This is a genomic window from Pseudomonas sp. HMSC057H01, from assembly GCF_001836405.1.
GTDB lineage: Bacteria > Pseudomonadota > Gammaproteobacteria > Pseudomonadales > Pseudomonadaceae > Pseudomonas > Pseudomonas aeruginosa.
Map to the genome: position 1 here is coordinate 159761 of NZ_KV828460.1, position 24633 is coordinate 184393.

At 66.1% G+C, this 24633-nt stretch carries 21 protein-coding genes; 10 read left to right on the plus strand and 11 right to left on the minus strand.

Annotated elements, in window-relative coordinates; translation table 11 throughout:
• The 7 genes from HMPREF2581_RS13935 to gloB all read right to left on the minus strand — a co-directional run.
• Window positions 1-1304 (minus strand): ABC transporter ATP-binding protein (locus HMPREF2581_RS13935; RefSeq protein WP_256565204.1); only part of this gene is annotated, 1304 nt, incomplete at its 3' end.
• 1 nt (window position 1305) lies between these two features.
• A complete protein-coding gene (locus tag HMPREF2581_RS13940; RefSeq protein WP_003087942.1) occupies window positions 1306-2325 on the minus strand; it encodes an ABC transporter permease in 1020 nt (339 codons plus the stop codon).
• Window positions 2326-2329: 4 nt separating this feature from the next.
• Entirely contained in the window at window positions 2330-3412 is a 1083-nt protein-coding gene (locus HMPREF2581_RS13945; protein WP_003098134.1) for a microcin C ABC transporter permease YejB, read from the minus strand.
• Window positions 3413-3418: 6 nt separating this feature from the next.
• Window positions 3419-5266, minus strand: a complete 1848-nt coding sequence (locus HMPREF2581_RS13950) for an extracellular solute-binding protein (protein ID WP_003087944.1) — start codon at window positions 5264-5266, stop codon at window positions 3419-3421.
• Entirely contained in the window at window positions 5263-7092 is a 1830-nt protein-coding gene (locus HMPREF2581_RS13955; protein ID WP_003098137.1) for an extracellular solute-binding protein, read from the minus strand. The genes HMPREF2581_RS13950 and HMPREF2581_RS13955 overlap by 4 nt, the downstream gene beginning before the upstream one ends.
• 190 nt (window positions 7093-7282) lie before the next feature.
• Window positions 7283-8887 carry a lytic transglycosylase domain-containing protein gene (locus tag HMPREF2581_RS13960; RefSeq protein WP_003120244.1) on the minus strand — a complete coding sequence of 535 codons (1605 nt, stop codon included), beginning with the start codon at window positions 8885-8887 and terminating at the stop codon, window positions 7283-7285.
• 77 nt (window positions 8888-8964) lie between these two features.
• Window positions 8965-9741 (minus strand): hydroxyacylglutathione hydrolase, encoded by a 777-nt coding sequence (gene gloB / locus HMPREF2581_RS13965; RefSeq protein ID WP_003087949.1) that lies wholly within the window; start codon window positions 9739-9741, stop codon window positions 8965-8967.
• A 101-nt stretch (window positions 9742-9842) separates the two neighbouring features.
• Here gloB and HMPREF2581_RS13970 point away from each other — a divergent pair, with 101 nt between their 5' ends.
• The 3 genes from HMPREF2581_RS13970 to dnaQ all read left to right on the plus strand — a co-directional run bounded on the left by HMPREF2581_RS13970 (window position 9843) and on the right by dnaQ (window position 11858).
• The gene (locus HMPREF2581_RS13970) at window positions 9843-10604 is read left to right on the plus strand and encodes a methyltransferase domain-containing protein (RefSeq protein ID WP_003087952.1); all 762 of its coding nucleotides are present in this window, start codon (window positions 9843-9845) and stop codon (window positions 10602-10604) included.
• Window positions 10605-10606: 2 nt separating this feature from the next.
• On the plus strand, window positions 10607-11053 hold the full coding sequence (rnhA, locus tag HMPREF2581_RS13975) for a ribonuclease HI (RefSeq protein ID WP_003087954.1): 447 nt from the start codon (window positions 10607-10609) through the stop codon (window positions 11051-11053).
• A 64-nt stretch (window positions 11054-11117) separates the two neighbouring features.
• Window positions 11118-11858 (plus strand): DNA polymerase III subunit epsilon, encoded by a 741-nt coding sequence (gene dnaQ / locus HMPREF2581_RS13980; protein WP_003139929.1) that lies wholly within the window; start codon window positions 11118-11120, stop codon window positions 11856-11858.
• Window positions 11859-11885: 27 nt separating this feature from the next.
• Here dnaQ and HMPREF2581_RS13985 read toward each other — a convergent pair whose 3' ends face one another.
• Window positions 11886-12275: a nuclear transport factor 2 family protein gene (locus HMPREF2581_RS13985; protein ID WP_003132809.1), complete on the minus strand. Its 390-nt coding sequence runs from the start codon at window positions 12273-12275 to the stop codon at window positions 11886-11888.
• Between the two features lie 193 nt (window positions 12276-12468).
• Here HMPREF2581_RS13985 and ldcA point away from each other — a divergent pair, with 193 nt between their 5' ends.
• The gene (gene ldcA / locus HMPREF2581_RS13990) at window positions 12469-14724 is read left to right on the plus strand and encodes a lysine-specific pyridoxal 5'-phosphate-dependent carboxylase LdcA (protein ID WP_003087961.1); all 2256 of its coding nucleotides are present in this window, start codon (window positions 12469-12471) and stop codon (window positions 14722-14724) included.
• A gap of 23 nt (window positions 14725-14747) precedes the next feature.
• A complete protein-coding gene (locus HMPREF2581_RS13995; RefSeq protein WP_003087965.1) occupies window positions 14748-16103 on the plus strand; it encodes an amino acid permease in 1356 nt (451 codons plus the stop codon).
• Here the strand turns inward: HMPREF2581_RS13995 and nhaB are convergent.
• The gene (nhaB, locus tag HMPREF2581_RS14000; RefSeq protein ID WP_003087967.1) at window positions 16087-17589 is read right to left on the minus strand and encodes a sodium/proton antiporter NhaB; all 1503 of its coding nucleotides are present in this window, start codon (window positions 17587-17589) and stop codon (window positions 16087-16089) included. The genes HMPREF2581_RS13995 and nhaB overlap by 17 nt on opposite strands.
• A 223-nt stretch (window positions 17590-17812) precedes the next feature.
• On the opposite strand from nhaB, the gene HMPREF2581_RS14005 reads away from it, so the two are divergent.
• Genes HMPREF2581_RS14005 through nudC form a run of 3 tightly spaced genes read left to right on the plus strand, consistent with a single transcriptional unit; the run spans window position 17813 to window position 21189 of the window.
• The gene (locus HMPREF2581_RS14005) at window positions 17813-18625 is read left to right on the plus strand and encodes a crotonase/enoyl-CoA hydratase family protein (RefSeq protein ID WP_003087972.1); all 813 of its coding nucleotides are present in this window, start codon (window positions 17813-17815) and stop codon (window positions 18623-18625) included.
• Between the two features lie 39 nt (window positions 18626-18664).
• Window positions 18665-20353: a type IV pilus/biofilm regulator FimL gene (fimL, locus tag HMPREF2581_RS14010; RefSeq protein WP_003098159.1), complete on the plus strand. Its 1689-nt coding sequence runs from the start codon at window positions 18665-18667 to the stop codon at window positions 20351-20353.
• Window positions 20353-21189 carry an NAD(+) diphosphatase gene (gene nudC, locus HMPREF2581_RS14015; RefSeq protein WP_003139928.1) on the plus strand — a complete coding sequence of 279 codons (837 nt, stop codon included), beginning with the start codon at window positions 20353-20355 and terminating at the stop codon, window positions 21187-21189. Before fimL ends, nudC begins: the two co-directional genes overlap by 1 nt.
• On the opposite strand, the gene HMPREF2581_RS14020 is transcribed toward nudC, so the two are convergent.
• Window positions 21157-21936: a TSUP family transporter gene (locus HMPREF2581_RS14020; protein WP_003139927.1), complete on the minus strand. Its 780-nt coding sequence runs from the start codon at window positions 21934-21936 to the stop codon at window positions 21157-21159. The two genes, nudC and HMPREF2581_RS14020, sit on opposite strands and share 33 nt — an antisense overlap.
• A gap of 100 nt (window positions 21937-22036) precedes the next feature.
• Between HMPREF2581_RS14020 and HMPREF2581_RS14025 the strand changes: the two genes are divergently transcribed.
• Window positions 22037-22681, plus strand: a complete 645-nt coding sequence (locus tag HMPREF2581_RS14025) for a hypothetical protein (RefSeq protein ID WP_003139926.1) — start codon at window positions 22037-22039, stop codon at window positions 22679-22681.
• On the opposite strand, the gene HMPREF2581_RS14030 is transcribed toward HMPREF2581_RS14025, so the two are convergent.
• Window positions 22678-23583 carry a LysR family transcriptional regulator gene (locus HMPREF2581_RS14030; RefSeq protein ID WP_003098166.1) on the minus strand — a complete coding sequence of 302 codons (906 nt, stop codon included), beginning with the start codon at window positions 23581-23583 and terminating at the stop codon, window positions 22678-22680. The genes HMPREF2581_RS14025 and HMPREF2581_RS14030 overlap by 4 nt on opposite strands.
• Window positions 23584-23714: 131 nt before the next feature.
• Here HMPREF2581_RS14030 and HMPREF2581_RS14035 point away from each other — a divergent pair, with 131 nt between their 5' ends.
• Entirely contained in the window at window positions 23715-24476 is a 762-nt protein-coding gene (locus HMPREF2581_RS14035) for an SDR family NAD(P)-dependent oxidoreductase (protein WP_003139925.1), read from the plus strand.
• Window positions 24477-24633 lie beyond the last annotated feature (157 nt).

A 24633-nucleotide genomic window follows, 5' to 3' on the forward strand; every position in this document is an offset into this window, starting at 1 on the left:
GCGATGGCGATGCGCTGGCGCTGGCCGCCGGAGAATTCGTGGGGGTAACGGTAGCGGGTCTGCGGATCGAGCCCGACCTCCACCAGCGCGTCGATGATCGCCTGCTCCTGTTCGGCCTCGCTGCCGATCCTATGGATGCGCAGGCCTTCGCCGACGATCTCGCCGACACACATGCGTGGGCTGAGGCTGCCATACGGGTCCTGGAACACCACCTGCATCTCGCGGCGCAGCGGGCGCACGTCATGTTGCGCGAGACCGTCCAGCCGGGTGCCTTCGAAGCGGATGCCGCCCTGGCTTTCCAGCAGCCGCAGGATTGCCAGGCCAAGGGTCGACTTGCCCGAGCCGCTTTCGCCAACGATGCCCAGCGTCTGCCCGCGGGGTAGTTCGAAATTGACCCCGTCGACCGCCTTGACGTGGTCCACGGTGCGGCGGAACACGCCTTTGCGGATCGGGAACCAGACCCGCAGGTCGTCCACCGCCAACAGGGTTTCACCGGGCGGGTTGCCTGCCGGCGCACCGCTGGGCTCGGCGTTGAGCAGCTCGCGGGTATAGGGGTGTCGCGGGGCTGCGAAGAGTTCCTGGCAGGAAGCCTGCTCGACGATCCGCCCTTGTTGCATGACGCAGACGCGGTGGGCGATGCGCCGGACCAGGTTGAGGTCGTGGGTGATCAGCAGCAGGGACATGCCCAGGCGTGCCTGCAGGTCCTTGAGCAGATCGAGGATCTTCAACTGGACGGTGACGTCGAGCGCGGTGGTCGGTTCGTCGGCGATCAGCAGTTGCGGCTCGCAGGCCAGGGCCATGGCGATCATCACCCGCTGCCGCTGGCCGCCGGAGAGTTCGTGTGGATAGGCTTTCAGGCGCTTGGCTGGCTCGGGGATGCCGACCAGCTCGAGCAGTTCGAGAATTCTCGCGCTGGCCTTGGCGCCACCCAGGCCCTTGTGCAGGGCGAGGACCTCGGCGAGCTGCTTCTCGATGGTATGCAGCGGATTGAGCGAGGTCATGGGTTCCTGGAAGACCATGGCGATGCGGTTGCCGCGGATCCCGCGCAGGCGCCGTTCCGGGAGCTTGAGCAGATCCTCGCCCTGGTAGTGGATGCTGCCTGCTGGGTGGCTGGCGACGGAGTAGGGCAGCAGGCGCAGGATCGAGTGGGCGGTCACCGACTTGCCCGAGCCGCTTTCGCCGACCAGGGCCAGGGTCTCGCCCTGGCGGATGTCGAAGCTGACGCCTTCGACCACCCGCTGGCGTTGCTCGCCGGAGAGGAATTCGACGGCGAGGTCGCGGATTTCCAGAATGTTCTCGCTCATCTCATTTCCTCGGGTCGAAAGCGTCGCGGGCGGCTTCGCCGATGAACACCAGCAGGCTCAGCATGACCGCCAGCACCACGAAGGCGGAAATGCCCAGCCAGGGCGCCTGGAGGTTGGACTTGCCCTGGGCGACCAGCTCGCCCAGCGACGGCGCGCCGGGCGGCAGGCCGAAGCCGAGGAAGTCCAGGGAGGTGAGGGTGCCGATGGCGCCGGTGAGGATGAACGGCATGAAGGTCAGGGTCGAGATCATCGCGTTCGGCAGGATGTGACGGAACATGATGGCGCTGTTGCGCATGCCGAGGGCCCGGGCGGCGCGGACGTATTCCAGGTTACGCCCGCGGAGGAACTCGGCGCGGACCACGTCCACCAGGCTCATCCAGGAAAACAGCAGCATGATGCCCAGCAGCCACCAGAAGTTCGGCTGGACGAAGCTGGCCAGGATGATCAGCAGGTAGAGCACCGGCAGCCCCGACCAGACTTCCAGGAAACGCTGGCCGAGCAGGTCGACCCAGCCGCCGTAGTAGCCTTGCAGGGCGCCGACGGTGACGCCGATCAGAGAACTGAGCACGGTCAGGGTCAGGGCGAAGAGGATCGACACGCGGAAGCCGTAAATCACCCGGGCGAGCACGTCGCGGGCCTGGTCGTCGGTGCCCAGCCAGTTTTCCGCCGACGGCGGGGCGGGGGCGGGAACCTTCAGCTCGTAGTTGATGGTGTCGTAGCTGTAGGGGATCGGCGGCCAAAGCACCCAGCCGTCCTTCTCGGCGATCAGTTGGCTGATGTAGGGGCTCTTGTAGTTGGCTTCCAGGGGGAATTCGCCGCCGAAGGTGGTTTCCGGGTAGCGTTTGAAGACCGGGAAATACCAGCCGCCGTCGTAATGCACGACCAGCGGTTTGTCGTTGGCGATCAGTTCGGCGCCGAGGCTGCCGACGAACAGGATGAGGAACAGCCAGAGCGACCACCAGCCACGCTTGTTGCTCTTGAAGCGGGCCCAGCGGCGCTGGTTGATGGGAGACAGGCGCATCGGATTACTCCCGGTTCTCGAAGTCGATGCGCGGATCGACCAGGGTGTAGACGATATCGCTGATCAGCTTCATGACCAGCCCGAACAGGGTGAAGATGAACAGCGTGCCGAAGACCACCGGGTAGTCGCGGTTCATCGCCGCTTCGAAGCTGAGCAGGCCGAGGCCGTCGAGGGAGAAGATCACCTCGATCAACAGCGAACCGGTGAAGAAGATCCCCAGCAGCGCAGCCGGCAGGCCGGCAATCACCAGCAGCATGGCGTTGCGGAATACGTGCCCGTAGAGCACGCGGCGTTCGGTCAGGCCCTTGGCGCGGGCGGTGACCACGTATTGCTTGCCGATCTCGTCGAGGAAGCTGTTCTTGGTCAGCAGCGTGATGGTGGCGAAGTTGCCGATCACCAGGGCGGTTACCGGCAAGGCCAGGTGCCAGAAATAGTCGAGTACCTTGCCGCCGAGGCTGAGCTGGTCGAAGTTGTTCGAGGTCAGGCCGCGCAGGGGGAACCAGTCCCAGTAGCTGCCGCCGGCGAACAGCACCACCAGCAGGATGGCGAAGAGGAAGGCGGGAATGGCGTAGCCGACGATGATCGCCGAGCTGGTCCAGATGTCGAAGACGCTGCCATGGCGGACCGCCTTGGCGATCCCCAGCGGGATCGACACCAGGTACATGATCAGCGTGCTCCAGAGTCCGAGCGAGATCGACACCGGCAATTTCTCGATGATCAGGTCGGTGACCTTGGCGTCGCGGAAGAAACTCTGCCCAAAGTCCAGGTGCAGGTAGTTCTTCAGCATGATCATGAAGCGCTCGGGGGCCGACTTGTCGAAGCCGTACATGCGCTCGATCTCTTTCACCAGCTCCGGGTCCAGGCCTTGCGCGCCGCGGTATTGCGAGCCGGCCACGGCGACTTCGCCGCCGCCGCCGGAGATGCGTCCGGTGGCGCCGCCGGAAGCGGCGTCGAAGCCTTCCAGCTTGGCGATCATCTGCTCCACCGGACCGCCGGGAGCGGCCTGGATGATGATGAAGTTGATCAGCAGGATGCCGAACAGGGTAGGGACGATCAGCAGCAGGCGCCGCAGGATATAGGAGAGCATGCGGCGTTACTCCCGTTCCGGCTCGGCGTCTTGCGCGGCTTCGGCTTGCGCCTTGCTCGGCAGCGCCTTGTCGCTGGTCTGCCACCAGGTCATCAGGCCCCAGTCGTAGAGTGGCGTCACCTTCGGCCGGCCGAAACGGTTCCAGTAGGCGACCCGCCAGGTATCGACGTAGTAGTTGGGAACCACGTAGTAGCCCCACGACAGTACGCGGTCGAGGGCGCGGGTATGGTCGATCAGGCTTTGCCGCGAGTCGGACTGGATCAGGCTTTCCACCAGGCTGTCGATGGCCGGGTCCTTGAGGCCGATGAAGTTGCGGCTGCCGGCCTTGTCGGCGCTGCTGGAATGCCAGAACTCTCGCTGTTCGTTGCCTGGCGAGTTGGATTGCGGCCAGGTCGCCGAGGTCATGTCGAAATCCCGCGAGCGCAGGCGGTTGACGAACTGCGAGACGTCGACGCGACGGATCTGCATATCGATGCCAAGTTCGGCCAGGTTGCGCTTGAACGGCAGGATGACCCGTTCCATGTTGGCCTGGAACAGCATGAACTCGAAGCTCAGTGGCTGGCCGTCGGGACCTACCATGCGGTTGTTCTCGATCCTGTAGCCGGCCTCGGTGAGCAACTGGTAGGCCTTGCGTCGCTGCTCGCGGATCACCCCACTGCCGTCGTTGACCGGATTCTGGAAGACCTGGTCGAAGGCCTCGTCGGGAATCTTGCCGCGCAGCGGTTCGAGGATCTTCAGCTCGGCTTCGCTGGGCAACTGGTGGGCGGCCATCTCCGAGTTCTCGAAATAGCTGTTGGTGCGCTTGTAGGAGCTGAAGAACAGCTGCTTGTTCGACCATTCGAAGTCGAACAGCAGGCTGATCGCCTGGCGTACCCGGCGGTCCTGGAACACCGGGCGGCGGATATTGAAGGCGAAGCCCTGCATCCCCACCGGGTTGTGGTTGTGGATGCTGGCCTTGATGAAGCGCCCGTCGCGCAATGCCGGCGACTCGTAGCCGGTGGCCCAGTCCTTCGCCGAATATTCGAGGTTGACGTCGTACTGGCCGGCCTTGAAGGCTTCCAGGGCGACCGACATGTCGCGATAGGAGTCGATGGTGATGGTGTCGAAGTTATAGAGTCCGCGGGAGACCGGAAGGTCCTTGGCCCACCAGTCCTTGACTCGCTCGTAGCTGATGGAGCGTCCCGGATCGACCTTGGCGATGCGGTAGGGACCGCTGCCTACCGGGATTTCCATGCCGGTCTTGGAAAAGTCGCGGTCGGCCCACCAGTGTTTCGGCAGGATCGCGATCTGGCCGAGGATCAGCGGCAGTTCGCGGTTGCCGGCGTGCTTGAAGTCGAAGCGCACGCGAAGCTTGTCCTCGGCGACCACCTTGTCGACGTCCGCATAGTAGTTGCGGTACATCGGGTCGCCCTTGCTCACCAGCGTCTCGAAGGTGAACACCACGTCTTCGGCGGTGACCGGCGTGCCATCGCTGAAACGGGCCTGGGGGCGCAGGTAGAAGCGCACGTAGCTGTTGTCCGGTGCCTTCTCGATCTTCTCCGCGAGCAGGCCGTATTCGGTGAACGGCTCGTCCTGCGACTGGAAGGCCAGGGTGTCGTAGATCAGGCCCAGCGAAGGGGCCGAGACGCCCTTGCCGATGAACGGGTTAAGGCTGTCGAAGCCGCCGAAGTCGGCCTGGCGGAGGATGCCGCCTTTCGGCGCATCCGGATTCACGTAGTCGAAATGCTTGAAATCGGCGGGATACTTCGGAGGCTCATCGTAGAGCGTCAGTGCATGTTTCGGGGCGGCGAGGAGCGGGCCGCAGCAGCCGAGCAGCAGGGCTGCCAGCAGAGGGGTGAAGCGGGGACGGATCATCGGGACGTCTCCAGGTTTTTCTGCCACCACGCGCGCAGGCCCAGGGTGTAGGGCGGGGTGGCGACGAAGGCGAAGCGGTTGCGGTACGCCAGACGGTGCGAATTGAGGTACCAGTTGGGAATGCTGTAGTACTGCCAGAGCAAGGTCCGGTCCAGGGCGCGCGCGGCGGCGACCTGTTCGTCGCGGCTGTGGGCGCCGAGCAGGCGGTTGAGCATGGCGTCGACCACCGGGTTGGCGATTCCCGCGTAATTCTTGCTGCCCTTGACCTTCACCTGGCTGGAGTGGAAGTACTGCCACTGTTCCAGGCCGGGACTGAGGGTCTGCGGCAGGGTCATGAGGATCATGTCGTAGTCGAACTGGTCCAGGCGCTGCTTGTATTGGGCGCGGTCGACGGTGCGCAGGCGCGCGTCGATGCCGATGCTGGCGAGGTTTTCGCGATAGGGCTGGAGAATACGCTCCAGGCTCGGATTGACCAGCAGGATTTCGAAGCGCAGCGGTTCGCCCTTTTTATTCAGCAGTCGGTCGCCGGACAGCTTCCAGCCGGCATCGGCCAGTAGACCGAGTGCATGCCTGAGGGTTTCACGGGGAATGCCGCGCCCCTCGGTGGTCGGCAGGCTGAATGGCTGTTTGAACAACTGCGCCGGCAATTGCTTGCGGTACGGCGACAGGTACAGCCATTCCTGGCCCTCCGGGACGCCGCTGGCGGCGAATTCGCTGTTCGGGTAGTAGCTGCGCGAGCGCAGGTAGGAATTGCTGAAGAGGGCGCGATTGGTCCATTCGAAGTCGAACATCTCGCCCAGCGCCTGGCGTAGCGCGCGCTCCTTGAACACGGCGCGACGGGTGTTCATGAACAACGCCTGGGTCTGGCTGGGGATCTGGTGCGGGATTTCCGTGCGGATCACATCGCCGCGCAGAACCGCGGGGAAGCGATAGTTGTTCAGCCAGTTCTTCGCCTGGTGCTCGATGTAGAAGTCGAACTCGCCGGCCTTGAAGGCTTCGAAGGCGACGCCGTTGTCCCGGTAGAAGTCCACCACGACCCGGTCGAAATTGTATTTGCCGCGGTTCACCGGCAGTTTTTCGCCCCACCAGCCCTTCACGCGTTCGAACACCAGGCGGCGCCCGGGATCGACCTCGACGATGCGATAGGGACCGCTGCCCAGCGGCGCGGTGAAGGTGGTGGCGCGGAAGTCGCGATCCTTCCAGTAATGCTGCGGCAGCACCGGAAGCTCGCCCAGGCGCAGGATCAGCAGCGGGTTGCCGGAGCGCCGCAGGACGAAACGCACCCGGTGGGAGGTGAGGATATCGACCCGCTTCACCTCCTGCAGGTAGGTGCGGTACATCGGGTGCCCCTGCTTGACCAGGGTGCGATAGGAAAAGGCCACGTCGCTGGCGGTGATCGGCCTGCCGTCGTGGAAGCGTGCTTCCGGCCGCAGGTTGAATACCACCCAGCTGCGGTTTTCCGCGTATTCCACGCTCTTCGCGATCAGGCCATAGCTGGAGGCTGGTTCGTCGCCGGACGGGTCGTACAGGCCGGTGCCCACCATCAATGGTTCGTTCAGCTCATTGACGCCGTACTGGAGGAAATCGCCGGTGCCGATCGGGCTGGTGCCTTTCAGGGTGTAGGGGTTGAGCGTGTCGAAGCTGCCCGAGGCCATCAGGCGCAAGGTGCCGCCTTTGGGGGCGTCGGGATTGGTCCAGTCGAAGTGCTGGAAATTGGCCGGATACTTGAGCGTGCCGAATTGGGCATAACCATGGCTCTGGGTAATCGCGGCGAAGCTGGGCAGGCTCACGGCCAGGCCGAGGATCAGGAAGGAGAGGCGACGCATCAGGCGTGTGTCCGGGTCCTTGGCTATTTTTGACAACGAATCGTCAGGCAACAGTAACACCTTGCCCGCACAGGAAAAAAGAGGGAGCGCGGGCCTGTCCGGCCTAGGGTCCGGGGTTCTGGCCGCGCTTGCGAAAACGCCACGCCGGCAGGAGCGGGCGTGGCGTTTCGGGACGGCCTGCAATGGGCTGTCAGCGGCTCGCGGTGTCCAGGTACAGGGTCAGGGTCTGGCCGGGCTTGAGCGCCTGCTTGCTGCGCGGGTTCCAGCGCTGCAGGTGCTTCATCTCGACATTGAAGCGCTTGGCGATCAGGTACATCGAGTCGCCTTGCTTGACCTTGTAGTAGGTGGCGCTGTCGCGCTTGCCGGCGGCATTTCCCTTGCGGGCCGCCAGGGCCTGGGTGCCGCCTTGCAGCTTGAGGGTCTGGCCGACCTTCAGGGCGTGCTTGTCCAGGCCGTTCCAGCGCTTCAGGTCGTTGACGTCGACGCCGTTGTTGCGGGCGATCTGCCACAGGCTGTCGCCGTTCTTGACCTTGTAGGAGCGGGTTCTGGCCGGGGTGGAAGCCTGTCGGGCGAGTTGCTGGTAGACCGGCTTGACGGCGCCGCCGGCGATCTGCCCGGGGATGCTCAGTTGCTGGCCCTTGCGCAGGTGGTTGCTGGACAGGCGGTTGGCGCTCTTGAGCTCCGCTACGGTGATCCGATAGCGGTTGGCGATGCTGTGCAGGCTGTCGCCGCTACGCACCCGGTATTGCTGCCAGGCGGTGACTTCCTTCGGCTTGAGGGTGTCCAGCGAGGCGGTCAGGAACGCCGCTTTCTCCATCGGCACCAACAGTTGCTGGGGGCCGTCCATGGTCACGCGGCGCTTGTAGGCCGGGTTCAGCTGGTACAGCTCGTCCTCGTCCAGGTTCGCCAGCGCGGCGACGCTGGACAGGTCGATCCCGCGCTTGACCCGGACGGCCTGGAAGTAGGGCTCGTTGTTGATCGGGTTCAGGCTGATGCCGTAGGAATCCGGCGCCATGACGATCTGCGAGAGGGCGAGCAGCTTGGGTACGTAGTCCTGGGTTTCCTGCGGCAGCGGCAGGTTCCAGTAGTCGGTCGGCAGGCCCAGTTTCTCGTTGCGTTCGATGGCACGGCTGACAGTGCCTTCGCCGGCGTTGTAGGCCGCCAGGGCGAGCATCCAGTCGCCGTTGAACATGTCGTGCAGGCGCTCGAGATAGGTCAGGGCGGCGTTGGTCGAGGCGGTGATGTCGCGGCGACCGTCGTAGAAATTGGTCTGGCGCAGGTTGAAATGCTGGCCGGTGGCGGGAATGAACTGCCAGAGGCCGGCGGCGTTGCTGCGCGACAGGGCGAAGGGGTTGTAGGCGCTTTCGATGACCGGCAGCAGCGCCAGTTCGAGCGGCATGTTGCGTTCTTCCAGGCGCTCGACCACGTAGTGCATGTAGAGGCTGCCGCGCGCGCTCGATTGTTCGAGGAACGACTGGTTGCTGAGGAACCAGAGGCGCTGGCGTTCGATGCGCGGGTTGGTGCTGATCGCATCCTGGAGCTGGAAACCGTCGCGCATGCGGTCCCAGATGTCGTTGTAGGCGGCGTTCTGGCCGGGCTGGGTATGCAGCCAGGAGGGATTGAACTGGACGTCGACGGCTCGGGCGCCGGGACGTGCTGCTTTGGCCTGGGCCTCCCCCTTGATCTGGCCGCTGCCCTGGCAGCCGGCGAGCGCACCGGCGATGAGCAGGATGGACACCCGGACGGCGCGAGCCAGGGCGTCTAGATCGGGGGTTTTACGTGTCTGTGGCGGCATCGGCTGAGTGCTGTTCCGGGCAAAAATTCAGCCGATTCTAGAAATGACCTCAAGAGTGGTCAAGATTTCGCCAACCTTCAGAACTGGTCCTTCCAGGCCCTCAGGACGGCGAAAACCTCCTCCGGGGTGCGGTTTTGCTGGCCGCTCCGCTGGTCGGCTTTTTTCTTAACAGAATTTTCCGAAACGCGAAGAAATGGATTGGTCGACAATTCCAGCGAGATTTCCGACGGCAGGGTGATGCGATCCCGTTCGCGCAACCGGGTCGCTTCCTCGAAGCGTTCCCGCAGCGCCGCGTTGTCGGGCTCCACCGCCAGCGCGAAGCGCAGGTTGCTCAGCGTGTACTCGTGGGTGCAGTAGACCCGGGTGTTGGCCGGCAGCGCGGCCAGTCGCGCCAGGGAATGGTGCATCTGCGCCGGGGTGCCTTCGAAGAGACGGCCGCAGCCGGCGGCGAACAGGGTGTCGCCGCAGAACAGCAGCGGCGTCTCCGCCGGGTGGTAGTAGGCGATATGGCCGAGGGTATGGCCGGGCACGTGGAAGATCTCGAAGACCAGGCCGAGCACCTCGACCCGTTCGCCGTCTTCCAGCGCCAGGTCGCGGGCCGGGATCTTCTCGTTGGCCGGGCCGAGAACCCGCGCGCCGGTCAGTTCCTTCAGGGCCGCGACGCCGCCGACGTGGTCGTGATGGTGGTGGGTCACCAGGATATCGCTCAACCGCCAGTCGGGATGGGCGGCCAGCCAGGCTTCCACCGGCTTGGCATCGCCGGGGTCGACCACCGCGCAGCGACGGCTTGTCGCATCTTGCAACAGCCAGATGTAGTTGTCGTTGAAGGCGGGCAGGGCGTCGATCTGTATCATGGGTCGATGTCGCTAAGCAGAAGTCATTGGCGCATAGTATTGCTTATTTTCCCGTCGTGCCGGCGTCCGTCGCCGCGAAGGGGAAGACGCTGGAGGTACGCATGAACGAACCGCAAGCCTTCGCCCAGACCGATGCCGAGTGGCTGGCATCGATCAACCGGGCGCGCGACTGGTTCCAGGGCCCGCTGGGCAGCCTGATGCTGGCCGAGGAGCGACGCCTGTTGTGCGACGAGCTGACCCGTTACTTCGGTGGCTACCTGGTGCACTACGGGCCGCATGCCGAACTGCCGCCGAGCACCGGGCAGATTCAGCGCGGCGTGCGCCTGGGGCCGCCGCTGCCGGGCGTGGACATCGCCTGCGAAGAGGGCGCCTGGCCGCTCAGCGAACATGCCGCGGACGTGGTCCTGCTGCAACACGGCCTGGATTTCTGCCTGTCGCCTCACCGTCTCCTGCGCGAAGCCGCGCGTACCGTTCGTCCGGGCGGCCACCTGCTGCTGATCGGCATCAACCCATGGAGCCTGTGGGGCATCCGTCATTATTTCGCCGGGGATGCCTTGCGCCAGGCCCGCTGCATTCCTCCGTCGCGGGCCTGCGATTGGCTCAACCTGCTGGGCTTCGCGCTGGAGAAACGGCGCTTCGGGTGCTATCGTCCGCCGCTTGCGTCGGCAGCCTGGCAATCGCGCCTGGCTCGCCTGGAGCGCTGGGGCGACGCCTGGCAGTCTTCGGGCGCCGGCTTCTATCTATTGGTGGCACGCAAGCTGGTCGTGGGGTTGCGCCCGTTGCGCCAGAGCAAGCGCGAACCGCGCGGTCAGCTGGTGCCCATGCCGGTGGCGAAAGTCAGCCGGCGAGATTCCGAAATTTAGGCATGACAGATAAAGAACAGGTAGTGATCTATACCGACGGCGCCTGCAAGGGCAACCCTGGGCGCGGCGGCTGGGGGGCGTTGCTCCTCTACAAGGGCGCCGAGCGAGAGCTTTGGGGCGGCGAGCCGGACACCACCAACAACCGCATGGAGCTGATGGCGGCGATCCAGGCGCTGGCGGCACTCAAGCGTTCCTGTCCGATCCGTCTGATCACCGACTCGGAATACGTGATGCGCGGCATCACCGAATGGTTGCCGAACTGGAAGAAGCGCGGCTGGAAGACCGCCAGCAAGCAGCCTGTCAAGAATGCCGACCTCTGGCAGGCCCTGGATGAACAGGTCGCCCGGCACCAGGTGGAGTGGCAGTGGGTCCGCGGGCATACCGGCGACCCCGGCAACGAGCGGGCCGACCAGTTGGCCAACCGTGGCGTCGCCGAATTGCCGCGCTGAGCGGCCACACCGAAACAAGCGTTCAGCAGCCACGGCTGCAGCGAAACAGAGAAAGGCTCTATAGATGCGTAGCGTCGTACTGGATACCGAAACCACCGGCATGCCGGTGACCGATGGTCACCGGATCATCGAGATCGGCTGTGTCGAGCTGGAGGGGCGCCGCCTGACCGGTCGCCACTTCCACGTCTACCTGCAACCCGATCGCGAGGTCGACGAAGGGGCGATCGCCGTCCACGGCATCACCAACGAATACCTGAAGGACAAGCCGCGCTTCCGCGAGGTCGCCAACGATTTCTTCGAGTTCATCCGCGGCGCCCAACTGATCATCCATAACGCGGCGTTCGATATCGGCTTCATCAACAACGAGTTCGCCCTGCTGGGCCAGCAGGACCGCTCGGACGTGAGCGAGTACTGCTCGGTGCTGGATACCCTGCTGATGGCCCGCGAGCGCCATCCGGGTCAGCGCAACAACCTCGATGCGTTGTGCAAGCGCTACGGCGTGGACAACTCCGGCCGCGACCTGCACGGCGCGTTGCTCGACGCCGAGATCCTCGCCGACGTCTACCTGGCGATGACCGGTGGCCAGACCAGCCTGTCGCTGGCCGGCAGCGGCGCGGAAGGCGACGGCAGCGGCCGGCCGATGGTCAGCCCGATCCGTCGGCTCGATCCGGCGCGGGTCGCCACCCCGGTGCTGCGCGCCAACGCCGAAGAGCTGGCTGCGCATGCGGCGCGGCTGGCGGTGATCGAGAAGTCGGCAGGTGGTCCGTCGCTCTGGGCGCAACTGGAAGCGCCGGTCGGCGAATAGCCTGCCCATGCACCACGGGCGCCGCGTTCAGCGCGTCGCCCGCTCCACCAGCAAGGTGTCGCAGAACTGCTCGAAACGGCGGATCCTGCCGTCCTCCACCGTCCATACGTGTGCCACGCGCGCTTCGAACGACTTGCCGCTGCGACGGTGGGTCGCTGCATATCGACCGACGGCGACCACGCTGTCGCCGCCGTCGATCAGGCGCTCGATCTCGACCCTGAAGCCCTCCCAGTCCCGCTGCAAGGCCTGGAACACACCGGCGCCGATGGCGGCCGCGCCGACATAGGTGCCGGCCAGCGGGAAACCGGCCATTTCCGTCCATTCGGTGCGTTCGTCCATGTCCGCCAGCATTCCGGCGAGGTCCCCACGGCTGGAGGCCGCATAGTGATCGCTGACGATCCGATAAGCGCTGCGCATCGTTGTCGCTCCGTAGCAGGGCAGAGAGGTCCATGCTCCTCGCTGGCGGGAGCGGAGGCAAGCGCGGCGCGCCGACTTGTGTTGCCGCGACCTTTTCTTACAAGGGCAAGCCGCCGGGGGTTACGCGCGTGCCGGCAAGTCTCTACCCTGAGCCGACCGGCGGGGTTCGCCCGCCTGCTGCTCGGGATCAACAATGTATAAAGACCTCAAATTTCCCGTCCTCATCGTCCATCGCGACATCAAGGCCGACACCGTTGCCGGCGAACGCGTGCGGGGCATCGCCCACGAACTGGAGCAGGACGGCTTCAGCATTCTCTCCACCGCCAGCTCCGCCGAGGGGCGCATCGTCGCTTCCACCCACCACGGCCTGGCCTGCATCCTGGTCGCCGCCGAAGGTGCCGGGGAAAACCAGCGCCTGCTGCAGGATGTGGTCGAACTGATCCGCGTGGCCCGCGTGCGGGCGCCGCAATTGCCGATCTTCGCCCTCGGCGAGCAGGTGACCATCGAGAACGCGCCGGCCGAGTCCATGGCCGACCTGCACCAGTTGCGCGGCATCCTCTACCTGTTCGAAGACACCGTGCCGTTCCTCGCCCGCCAGGTCGCCCGGGCGGCGCGCAACTACCTGGCCGGGCTGCTGCCGCCATTCTTCCGTGCGCTGGTCGAGCACACCGCGCAGTCCAACTATTCCTGGCATACGCCGGGCCACGGCGGCGGTGTCGCCTATCGCAAGAGTCCGGTGGGACAGGCGTTCCACCAGTTCTTCGGGGAGAACACGCTGCGTTCCGACCTGTCGGTCTCGGTCCCCGAGCTGGGCTCGCTGCTCGACCATACCGGCCCCCTGGCCGAGGCCGAGGACCGTGCCGCGCGCAATTTCGGCGCCGACCATACCTTCTTCGTGATCAATGGCACTTCCACCGCGAACAAGATCGTCTGGCACTCCATGGTCGGTCGCGAAGACCTGGTGCTGGTGGACCGCAACTGCCACAAGTCGATCCTCCACTCGATCATCATGACCGGGGCGATACCGCTCTACCTGACTCCGGAACGCAACGAACTGGGGATCATCGGGCCGATCCCGCTGAGCGAATTCAGCAAGGAGTCGATCGCCGCGAAGATCGCCGCCAGCCCGCTGGCGCGCGGCCGCGAGCCGAAGGTGAAGCTGGCGGTGGTGACCAACTCCACCTACGACGGCCTGTGCTACAACGCCGAGCTGATCAAGCAGACCCTCGGCGACAGCGTCGAGGTGTTGCACTTCGACGAGGCTTGGTACGCCTATGCCGCGTTCCACGAGTTCTACGACGGACGCTATGGCATGGGCACCTCGCGCAGCGAGGAGGGCCCCCTGGTGTTCGCCACCCACTCCACGCACAAGATGCTCGCCGCCTTCAGCCAGGCCTCGATGATCCACGTGCAGGATGGCGGGACCCGGAAGCTGGACGTGGCGCGCTTCAACGAAGCCTTCATGATGCACATCTCGACCTCGCCGCAGTACGGCATCATCGCTTCGCTGGACGTGGCTTCGGCGATGATGGAAGGGCCCGCCGGGCGTTCGCTGATCCAGGAGACCTTCGACGAGGCCCTCAGCTTCCGCCGGGCCCTGGCCAACGTACGGCAGAACCTGGACCGGAACGACTGGTGGTTCGGCGTCTGGCAGCCGGAGCAGGTGGAGGGCACCGATCAGGTCGGCACCCATGACTGGGTGCTGGAGCCGAGCGCCGACTGGCACGGCTTCGGCGATATCGCCGAAGACTACGTGCTGCTCGATCCGATCAAGGTCACCCTGACCACCCCGGGCTTGAGCGCCGGCGGCAAGCTCAGCGAGCAGGGGATTCCGGCTGCCATCGTCAGCCGCTTCCTCTGGGAGCGCGGGCTGGTGGTGGAGAAAACCGGTCTCTACTCCTTCCTGGTGCTGTTCTCGATGGGCATCACCAAGGGCAAGTGGAGCACCCTGGTCACCGAACTGCTCGAATTCAAGCGCTGTTACGACGCCAACCTGCCGCTGCTCGACGTCTTGCCCTCCGTGGCCCAGGCCGGCGGCAAGCGCTACAACGGCGTGGGCCTGCGCGACCTCAGCGACGCCATGCACGCCAGCTACCGCGACAACGCCACGGCGAAGGCCATGAAGCGCATGTACACGGTGCTGCCGGAGGTCGCGATGCGGCCGTCCGAGGCCTACGACAAGCTGGTGCGCGGCGAGGTCGAGGCGGTACCGATCGCTCGGTTGGAAGGGCGCATCGCTGCCGTCATGCTGGTACCCTATCCGCCGGGTATCCCGCTGATCATGCCGGGTGAGCGCTTCACCGAGGCGACCCGCTCGATCCTCGACTATCTCGAGTTCGCGCGGACCTTCGAGCGCGCCTTCCCTGGTTTCGACTCCGATGTGCACGGCCTGCAGCATCAGGACGGACCGTCCGGGCGCTGCTATACCGTTGAATGCATAAAAGAATGAGGCCGACAGGCTAAGGGGTGTCGATGGCGGGGGGAGAGAAGGCCGGCAAGCGCGGCATGGGGTTCTGGACCTGCAGCGCGCTGGTGATCGGCAACATGGTCGGTTCGGGAGTCTTCCTGCTTCCCTCCAGCCTGGCGGCGTTCGGCGGGCTCAGCCTGTTCGGCTGGCTGGTGTCGAGCACCGGCGCGGTGCTGCTGGCGCTGACCTTCGCCCGCCTGGCGCGGGTCAACCCCGGCGCCGGCGGCCCCTACGCCTATACCCGCGACGGTTTCGGCAGCTTCGCCGGCTACCTGTGCGCCTGGACCTACTGGAAAGCCGCCTGGATCGGCAACGCGGCGATCGCCGTGACCCTGGTCGGCTACCTGCGGGTGTTCATCCCGGCGCTGGCGGATCCGCTGCTGATGGTCTGCGTGGCCATCGCCGCGATCTGGCTGTGCACCCTGATCAACCTGCGAGGCATCGGCACCTTCAGCGTGGTGCAGAACCTGCTGACCATCCTCAAGCTGCTGCCGTTGTTGCTGGTCGGTATCCTCGGCTGGTTCCACTTCAATCCCGAGCACCTGGCGATCCCGGCGCGCAGCGAGCTGCCGAACATGGGCTATGCCCAGGCGATCGCCACCACCGCGGCGCTGACCCTTTGGTCGTTCATCGGCCTGGAGTCGGCCACCGTGCCGGCCGACGACGTCGAGGACCCGCGCCGCACCATTCCCCGCGCGACCCTGTTCGGCACGCTGGCCGCGGCGGCCCTCTACATCCTCTCTATCACTGCGGTGCAGGGCCTGATGCCGCCGGAGGTGCTGGCCCGCTCCACCTCGCCGTTCGCCGACGCGGCGCGGATCCTGATGGGCGACTGGGGCTACTACCTGGTGGCTGCCGGGGCGGTGATCGCCTGCCTGGGCGCGCTCAATGGCTGGGTCCTGTTGCAGGGCCAGATCCCGGTGGCTCCGGCGCGCGACGGGCTGTTCCCGGAGTCGCTCGGCCAGCTCAACAAGAACGGCGCGCCGGCCCACGGCCTGCTGGCCTCGGGGCTGCTGGTGACGGCGCTGGTGATGGTCGACGGGCATGGCGACCTGGTCGATGTGTTCAACGTGATCATCCTGCTCGGCACCATGACCGGGGTGGTCCCCTACGCGTTCTGCACCGCCGCGCTGTTGCAGCTGCTGGCGGTGCGACCGGACGAGTTCTCGCCGCGTTCACGCCGGCAATTGCTGGTGATCGGCTCGCTGGGCTTCGCCTACTCGCTATGGGCGCTGTATGGCACCGGCCAGCAGGCGATCTTCTGGGGCTTCCTGGTGCTGATGGCCGGTATCCCGATGTACACCTGGCGGCAATGGCGCAACCAGGTCAACGGAGTGCCGACGCTCAAAGCCAATGACTGACCGCCCACCAGCCCAGGCCGCCCATCACCAGGGTGTAGGGTAGCGCCATCCAGACCATGCGGCCGTACGACAGGCGCACCAGCGGGGCGATGGAGGAGGTCAGCAGGAAGAGGAACGCCGCCTGGCCGTTGGGCGTCGCTACGCTGGGCAGGTTGGTGCCGGTATTGATCGCCACCGCCAGGGTATCGAAATGCTCGCGGCTCATGTGGCCGGCATCCAGCGCCTGTTTCACCTCGGTGATGTAGATGGTGGCGACGAATACGTTGTCGCTGATCGCCGAGAGCAGGCCGTTGGCGATGAACAGCATGCCCGGCTGGCGTTCCGCCGGCAGCGCCAGCACCGCCTGGATGATCGGGGTGAACAGGTGCTGCTGGTGGATCACCGCGACCACCGCGAAGAACACCACCAGCAGCGCAGTGAACGGCAGGGCTTCCTGGAAGGCGCGGCCGATCTGGTGTTCGTCGGTGACGCCGGTGAAGGCAGTGATCAGCACGATCACCAACAGGCCGATCAGGCCGACCTCGGCGACATGCAGGGCCAGCCCGACGATCAGTACCAGCGCCGCCAGGGCCTGCACCAGCAGCGCGGCCTTCTGCTGCGCTCCGCGTTTGCGGCTTTCGCTGGCGGCGTACTCGGCGAGCACCTGGCGCACCGCCGCCGGCAACTGGGCGCCATAGCCGAAGCGGCGGCTCTTCTCCAGCAGCACGCAGGTCAGCAGGCCGGCCGCCAGTACCGGCATGGATACCGGCGCGACCTGGCGGAAGAACTCGACGAAATGCCAGCCGGCCTCGTGGCCGATCAGCAGGTTCTGCGGTTCTCCCACCAGGGTGCAGACGCCGCCCAGTGCGGTGCCGACCGCCGCGTGCATGAGCAGGCTGCGGAGGAAGGCGCGGAATTCTTCGAGATGGGCCCGGTGCAGCTCCGGGACCTGGCGGTCGGTGGCGGGATCGTAGTCCTCGCTGGCGCGCTGCCCCGAAGCGACCCGGTGGTACACGGCGAAGAATGCCACCGCCACGCTGATCACCACGGCGGTCACGGTGAGGGCGTCGAGGAAGGCCGAGAGGAGGGCGGCCAGCAGGCAGAACAGGAGCGATAGCAGGGCCTTCGAGCGCACGCCGAGCAGCAGGCGGGAAAACAGCAGGAGCAGCAGGTCCTTCATGAAGTAGATGCCGGCGACCATGAACATCAGCAGCAGGAGCACCGGGAAGTTGTGCTGCAACTCCGCATAGAGCGCCTCGGGGGTAGCCAGGCCGAGCAACAGCGCCTCCAGCACCAGCAGGCCGCCCGGCTGCAGCGGATAGCATTTCAGCGCCATGGCCAGGGTGAAGATGAACTCGCCGACCAGCACCCAGGCGCTTGTCACCGGCCCGGCCAGCCATAGCAGCAGGGGATTGAGCAAGAGGAAGGCGAGCACCGTCAGCTTGTACCAGCGCGGCGAATGCCCGAGGAAGTTCTGTGCGAAAGCCTGGCTCAGGGGACTGCTCACGATGGACTCCACGGCAAGGAAAAGACTGAAAATGCCAGCAGGACTTTCGTTGGATCAAGCGTTTAGCGCAATCATCGAAGAGATTGCGGTATCAATGGGCGTGCCGTGCATCACATAGTGCAGCATCGACATTTGGCTCGCCCTTGTTATAGTTGCGGGATTTTCCGCACAACAAAAATCTCTGCGTTCTGACAGCGCAGTTGCTCTGCCGAGGACTATCGCCGTGACCGAGTACAACGCATTCCGTGTGGAGCTGGCAGACAAGATCGCCCACGTCCAGATCAACCGTCCGGACAAGATCAATGCCATGAACCAGGACTTCTGGCGCGAGATCATCGAGATCTTCCGCTGGGTCGACGATACCGACGAAGTGCGGGTGGTCGTGCTGTCCGGGGCGGGCAAGCATTTTTCCTCGGGGATCGACCTGATGCTGCTGGCCCAGGTCGGCAGCCAACTGGGCAAGGACGTCGGCCGCAACGCCGACGCCCTGCGTCGCAAGATCCTCGAGCTGCAGGCCTCGTTCAACGCGGTCGACAACTGCCGCAAGCCGGTGCTCGCGGCGATCCAGGGCTACTGCCTGGGCGGCGCCATCGACCTGGTCTCGGCCTGCGACATGCGCTACTCGACCGCCGACGCGCAGTTCTCGATCAAGGAGATCGACATCGGCATGGCCGCCGACGTCGGCACCCTGCAGCGCCTGCCGCGGATCATCGGCGATGGCATGATGCGCGAGCTGGCCTACACCGGGCGCATGGTCGACGGCGAAGAGGCACGGAGCATCGGCCTGGTCAATCGTACCTACGCGGACCAGGCCGCATTGATGGATGGGGTCTTCGAACTGGCGCGGCAGATCGCCGCGAAGTCGCCGATCGCCATCCGTGGTACCAAGGAAATGATCCGCTATATGCGCGACCACCGGGTCGACGACGGCCTCGAGTACGTCGCTACCTGGAACGCCGCCATGCTCCAGTCCGCCGACCTGCGGGTGGCGATGGCCGCGCATATGGCCAAGCAGAAGCCGGAATTCGCTGATTGATGCCGTTGTATATTCTTGCGCGGGAGGCGCACTAGGCCGATGGTCACAGGAGCCACGTCCCTCAGTCTGGTGCGCGACGAGTTGTTCGCCACCATGGAACAGGCCGAACAGGGTCTTGAGCAGTTCATTGCCGAGCGGCAGAACGGCAGCCTGCTGCAGCACGCCGTCGAATGCCTGCAACAGATCCGCGGCACCCTCAACCTGATCGAGCTGGCCGGCGCCGAGCTGCTGGCCCAGGAAGCCCTGCAGCTGGCGACCGACATTCCCACCGGCGTCAGCGAGGAGCGCGACGGCCAGCTGGCAGCCCTGGGCAACGCCCTGTACGTGCTGCGCCGCTACCTGGAGAACGTCGAGGCCAATCGCCAGGAGATCCCCGAGCTGCTCTTGCCGGCGATCAACGAAGTGCGCTGTGCCGCAGGGCAGCCGGCGCTGCCGGAAAGCTTCTTCTTCAGCGCCCGCCTGGATATCCCGCGGCCGCCGAGCACCGCCATCGACCACCTGCCTTCCGAAGCCGAACTGGGCGAGGAAAGCCGGCGGATGCGCCACATGTACCAGATCGGCCTGCTCGGCCTGATCCGCGAACAGAACCTCTATCCCAGCCTCAAGCTGATGGGCCGCGCGCTGGCGCGCCTCGACAGCCTGCACGGCGGGGTGGCCCGTTCGCGGCTGTGCTGGATCGGCGCCGCGGCGATCGAGTCGATCGTCGATGGCCAACTGTTGCCGCGCAAGTCGCGCAAGCAACTGTTCTCGCGCATCGACCGCGAGCTCAAGCAATTGCTGATCGGCCCGGCCTACGAGGCGCCGCGCCATCTGCTCAAGGAACTGCTCTACCTGGTGGCGCTGTCCGACGGCCAGGGCCCGCGTTCGCGCGAGGTCCGCGAACTGCATGGGCTGGCGCCGCTGCCGTTCACCGACCACCTGCTGGAAGAGGAATCGCAGCGCCTGTCCGGCCCCGGCCAGTCGGTGATGCGTTCGCTGTCCACGGCGATCCGCGAGGAACTCGCCGGGGTCAAGGACATGCTCGACCTGATCGAGCGCGGCGTGGCCCAGCCGGACAGCCTGACCAACCTGCATGCGCAACTGGGCAAGCTGAGCAAGACCCTCGGCATGGTCGGCCTGAACTCGGCCGGCACCGCCCTGCAGACCCAGCTACCCACCGTGGCCGCCTGGGCTGCCAGCGGCGTCGCCGATTCGCCGCCGGCGTTGCTGCGCCTGGCCGATGCGGTGCTCTACGTGGAAAGCATGGTCGGCAACCTCGAGCGCGGCGAGCGCCGCATCATCCGGCCGACTCCGGCGGAGCCCGGGCAAGAAGCCGATGCGTTCGCCGTGCACCAGTTGGCCGAGGCGCGCATCGTGGTGATCGAGGAGGCCAAGGCCGGCCTGGCCCTGGCCAAGCGTGCGATCACCGCGTACCTGGAATCCAATGGCGACAAGCTCAACCTGGCCAACGTCCCGGCCAGCCTGCAGGCGGTCCGGGGCGGCCTCTGGTTCCTCGGTCAGGAGCGCGCCGCGCTGCTGGTCGGCGGCTGCGCCGACTACATCCAGCAGCGCATGATCGAGACCGCGCAGATGCCTTCGGAACAGATGCTGGAAACCCTCGCCGACGCCCTGACCAGTCTCGAATACTATCTCGAGGGCGGTGCCGTGCTGCGTCCGCAGGGCCAGCCGGATGTCCTCGACCTGGCCAGCGCCAGCGTCAAGGCGCTCGGGCTGCCGGTGGCCGCCTGATGGCCGGCGAGTCCCGCTGGCAGGCAGGTCGGCCGACTACCGCCCAGGTCGGCGGCTGGGTGCTCGCGCACTGTCAGCAGCGCTTCCTCCAGGACGACAACGGCCTGCTGTTCCCCCGCGAATGGCTGAAGCGCCAGGAACTCCCGCTGCTCGCCGAGCATGGGGTCGGCCATTGGCAGGGCGAGCCGGTCTACGTGCTGGAACTGGACGAGCCGATCGAGCTGCCGGGCATGGCCTGGGCGCCGTTGCGGCAGTTCATGCTGCACGGCGATTTCGATCAGTTCTGCATGCTCGGCTATGCCAGCCAGATCGGCATCTGGGCACGTCACAACCGGTTCTGCGGCAACTGCGGCACACGCATGCAGGCGCAGGACCACGAGCGGGTGATGCAGTGTCCGCAGTGCGGGCTGCACCAGTACCCGCGCCTGTCGCCGAGCATGATCGTCCTGGTGACCCGGGGCGACGAGGTGTTGCTGGCGCGTTCGCCGCGCTTCGTGCCGGGGGTCTACAGTACCCTGGCCGGCTTCGTCGAGGCCGGCGAGTCGGTGGAGCAGTGCGTGGTCCGCGAGGTGCGCGAAGAGGTCGGGGTGGAGGTCGCCAATCTCGAATACATCGGCAGCCAGAACTGGCCGTTCCCGCATTCGCTGATGCTCGGTTTCCACGCCGAGTACGTGTCCGGCGAGATCGTCCCGCAGGAAGACGAGATCGAGGACGCCCAGTGGTTCTCCCTCGATGCCTTGCCGCCGCTACCGGCGCAGCGCTCGATCGCCCGGCACCTGATCGACCTGTACCTGGCGCGCCGCTCAGGCGCCGCTGAACCAGTGCTGCCAGGCTAGCCGCGCGGTCAGCGCCAGGACCACCAGGATGAACACCGGGCGAATGAACTTCGCCCCACCGCCGATGGCGGTGCGCGCGCCGAAATAGGCGCCGACCATCAGCGACGCACCCATGCACAGGCCGAGCAACCAGATCACCTGGCCGGAGGCGACGAACACCGCCAGCGCCACTATGTTGCTGACGAAGTTCATGCTCCGCGCCACACCGCTGGCGCGGACCAGGTCCAGCGGGTACATGAGCAGCGAGCTGACGGTCCAGAACGCTCCGGTGCCCGGTCCCGCCACGCCGTCGTAGAAGCCCAGGGCGAGGCCCTGCGGCCACTGGCGCTTGCGTCCGACCGGCGTATCGGCGTCCAGCGGCGCCTTCGGCGTGCCGCCGAAGAGCATGTAGAGGCCGCAGGTGAATACCACCACCGGGAGCATCCGGTTCAGCCACTCGGCGGGCAGCAGGTGAGCCGCCCAGGCGCCTATGGCGGCGCCGATCGCGGTGGCGAGCAGAGCGTTGCGCCACTTCCCGGGATGGAACAGCTTGCGCCGGTAGAAGGTGTAGCTGGCGGTCGCCGCACCGAAGGTCGAGCTCAGCTTGTTGGTACCCAGCGCCAGGTGCGGCGGGACCCCGGCGGTGAGCAGCGCAGGGATGGTCAACAGGCCGCCGCCGCCGGCGATGGCGTCGATGAAGCCGGCGAGAAAGGCCACCACGGCCAGGATGATCAGGGTGCTGGGGTCTATCGCGAGTTCGAAAGGCATGAAAAACCGGACCTGCTTCCAATCGGGAAACGGCCTCGCTGGCCGTCGGGAGGAGGGGTGCGCATAATGCCCGCAATTTCACGCAGAAGGAATCGCTTGCATGCAGTACGACGGTCTGGCCTGGGCATTCGCGTTACTGGCCTTGCTGGCCGCCCTGGTTGCGGTGCGCATCCTCTTCGAACGCACCTGGTTCCTCGGCTGGCTGCGCGGCACCTGCGGCTTGGCCTTCGTCGCCGTGGCGACGCTGCTGCTGGTGCTCGCCTGGGACCTGCGCAGCTATTCGCTGCTCAAGCCCGAGCAGCCGATGGCCACCCTGAGCTTCCAGGCCGAAGGGCCGCAGCGCTACCGGGTGCTGATCCAGGAGGGCGCCAACGAGCGCAGCGTGGTGCTGGACGGCGAACTCTGGCAACTGGACGCGCGGATTTTCCGCTGGAAGGGGCTGGCCGCGTTGATCGGTCTGGCGCCGGGCTATCGCCTCGACGCGCTCAGCGGCCGCTTCCTGGCCCTCGAGCAGCAGTCCCGGGGCCGCCGCCTGGGCTTGTCGCAGAGTCCGCTGGGGGTCGATCTCTGGCGCTGGCTGCGGGCCGGCGAGCACGACCTGTTCCTGTTCGAGCCGCTGGCGGGGCGGGTGACTTTCCTGCCGATGGCGGACAAGGCGGTGTTCGCGGTGAACTACGGCGTCGCCGGGCTGCTTGCCGAGCCGATGAACCTGGCGGCCGAGGAGGCGCTCAGGGACTGGCGCTAGGCCATGCGAAAAGCCGGGGCGGCGGCGATCGCCTGGGCGGTTTCGCGAAAGCGTTCGATGAGTTCCGACGGCGTGCGGTAGGCCAACGCCAGCCGATAGGGAATTCGCGCCCGCCGCCCTTGCAGGGGACGAAAGGTGACCCCCGGCGGGCGCAACGGTTGTAGCAGCGAAGGCACTAGCGCGACGCCGATGCCGCCGGCCACCAGCCCGGCGATGGTCTGCATCTGCCGCGCCTCCTGCACCACCTCCGGGACGAAGCCGGCTGCCGCGCAGGCGGCGACGATCAGGTCGTGCATGCCCGGCCCATAGTGCCTTGGGAACAGCAGCCAGGGTTCTCCGGCCAGTTGTTCCAGGCGCAGGCGCGCATGGCGTGCCAGCCGATGGCCTTCGGGCAATGCCACGCGCATGTCGCCGTCCACCAGTAGATGCGTGTACAGGCCGGGCTGGCGGTCGACCGGCAGGACGATCAGGCCGGCATCGATGCGGTCTTCGCGCAGCGCCTCCAGTTGCCCCGCGGTGGTGTCTTCCTGGAGCTGGAAGTCCAGCGCGCCATGCTGTTGGCGGAACGCCTGGAGTATGCGCGGTAGCAGAATATTGATGGTGCTGTCGACGAACGCCAGGCGCAACGTTCTGCGTCCGCTGGCGGCGCTGCGCGCGGCCGCCAGGGTGCGTTCGGCCTGGGCCAGGGTGCGCCGGGCTTCGTCGAGGAACGCGCGGCCCGCCGGCGTCAGGCGATGGATACGGTTGTCACGCTCCAGCAGGCTGGCGCCGACTTCTTCTTCCAGCCGCCGGATCGCGGTGGTCAGCGGTGGCTGGGCCATGTGCAGGCGCTCAGCGGCGCGGCGGAAGCTCAGCTCCTCGGCAACCGCGACGAACTGGCGGAACTGGCGCAAGTCGGCCATTGCGATATCTCCCGGATATGGTGAGTTAAGAAAGACAGTATTGGATATATCGCGGCGAATCCGTCGAGAATCCATCCGTACGCTCGCTCTGGCCAGACGAGGCGTTCCATCCATCACAGAGGAAGCCCGTCATGCACACTCATTCTCCAATCCCCCGTACCGCCCTGGTCACCGGCGGCTCGTCGGGCATCGGCCTGGCCATCGCCCGGCGCCTTCGGCAACAGGGTTATCGGATCGCCCTGGTGGCCCGTGATTCCCAGCGCCTGCAACGCGCTGCCGCCGAGTTGGGCGGTGTGCCCTGGATGGCCGCCGATCTTTCCCGCCGCGAAGCTGTCGAGGCGGTGGCCGCCTGGTTTGGCGACACCTTCCAGGGGCTCGACGTGCTGGTGAACAACGCCGGGTTCACCCGAAAGATCGCCGCCACCACTCCGCTGGCTGAGGCCGAGCGGGAATGGGATGCGCTGCTGGACGGCAACCTGAAAAGCGCGTTCCTCATGTCGCTGGCGGTGTTGCCGCATTTCGCGGAAGAGGGCGGGCGGATCATCCATATCGGATCGATCGCTGCGCAGACCGGTAGCGGCAGTCCCGGTGCGCTGGGCTATGCGGCAGCCAAGGCCGGCCTGCATGGCTTCGGCGTGGCCCTGGCGCGGGAACTCGGTTCGCGCGGGATCACGGTGAACAGCGTGGCACCGGGTTACATCGCCGACACCCGGTTCTTTCCCGGCGGCCTCGATCCGCAACGGGTCGCCGCCATCGTCGGCGAGACCCCGCTGGGCAGGACCGGCCGGGTCGAGGACATCGCCGCGGCGGTGGCCTGGCTGGCCTCGCCCGAGGCGGGGTTCGTCACCGGAACGGTGGTGTCGGTGAACGGTGGCTGGCGGGTCGGCAACTGAAGTGGAGGCGGCGGGTAACACCTATGGGGGTACTCGTCCGGCTACCCGAGAACGCAGGTGAATAGCCGTGGGGCGCCTGTCCCGCGCTGGTGCGAGGCATTGGCAATCCTGAAATGAAAAGAGGGAGCCCTGGCTCCCTCTTCGCGCGTTCGCCGTT

Bases quoted from the DNA above. Each gene is read 5' to 3' on its own strand.
- HMPREF2581_RS13940 (WP_003087942.1), bottom strand. From the start codon at position 2,325: ATGCGCCTGTCTCCCATCAACCAGCGCCGCTGGGCCCGCTTCAAGAGC.
- HMPREF2581_RS13945 (WP_003098134.1), bottom strand. From the start codon at position 3,412: ATGCTCTCCTATATCCTGCGGCGCCTGCTGCTGATCGTCCCTACCCTG.
- HMPREF2581_RS13950 (WP_003087944.1), bottom strand. From the start codon at position 5,266: ATGATCCGTCCCCGCTTCACCCCTCTGCTGGCAGCCCTGCTGCTCGGC.
- HMPREF2581_RS13955 (WP_003098137.1), bottom strand. From the start codon at position 7,092: ATGCGTCGCCTCTCCTTCCTGATCCTCGGCCTGGCCGTGAGCCTGCCC.
- HMPREF2581_RS13960 (WP_003120244.1), bottom strand. From the start codon at position 8,887: ATGCCGCCACAGACACGTAAAACCCCCGATCTAGACGCCCTGGCTCGC.
- gloB (WP_003087949.1), bottom strand. From the start codon at position 9,741: ATGATACAGATCGACGCCCTGCCCGCCTTCAACGACAACTACATCTGG.
- HMPREF2581_RS13970 (WP_003087952.1), top strand. From the start codon at position 9,843: ATGAACGAACCGCAAGCCTTCGCCCAGACCGATGCCGAGTGGCTGGCA.
- rnhA (WP_003087954.1), top strand. From the start codon at position 10,607: ATGACAGATAAAGAACAGGTAGTGATCTATACCGACGGCGCCTGCAAG.
- dnaQ (WP_003139929.1), top strand. From the start codon at position 11,118: ATGCGTAGCGTCGTACTGGATACCGAAACCACCGGCATGCCGGTGACC.
- HMPREF2581_RS13985 (WP_003132809.1), bottom strand. From the start codon at position 12,275: ATGCGCAGCGCTTATCGGATCGTCAGCGATCACTATGCGGCCTCCAGC.
- ldcA (WP_003087961.1), top strand. From the start codon at position 12,469: ATGTATAAAGACCTCAAATTTCCCGTCCTCATCGTCCATCGCGACATC.
- HMPREF2581_RS13995 (WP_003087965.1), top strand. From the start codon at position 14,748: ATGGCGGGGGGAGAGAAGGCCGGCAAGCGCGGCATGGGGTTCTGGACC.
- fimL (WP_003098159.1), top strand. From the start codon at position 18,665: ATGGTCACAGGAGCCACGTCCCTCAGTCTGGTGCGCGACGAGTTGTTC.
- nudC (WP_003139928.1), top strand. From the start codon at position 20,353: ATGGCCGGCGAGTCCCGCTGGCAGGCAGGTCGGCCGACTACCGCCCAG.
- HMPREF2581_RS14020 (WP_003139927.1), bottom strand. From the start codon at position 21,936: ATGCCTTTCGAACTCGCGATAGACCCCAGCACCCTGATCATCCTGGCC.
- HMPREF2581_RS14025 (WP_003139926.1), top strand. From the start codon at position 22,037: ATGCAGTACGACGGTCTGGCCTGGGCATTCGCGTTACTGGCCTTGCTG.
- HMPREF2581_RS14030 (WP_003098166.1), bottom strand. From the start codon at position 23,583: ATGGCCGACTTGCGCCAGTTCCGCCAGTTCGTCGCGGTTGCCGAGGAG.
- HMPREF2581_RS14035 (WP_003139925.1), top strand. From the start codon at position 23,715: ATGCACACTCATTCTCCAATCCCCCGTACCGCCCTGGTCACCGGCGGC.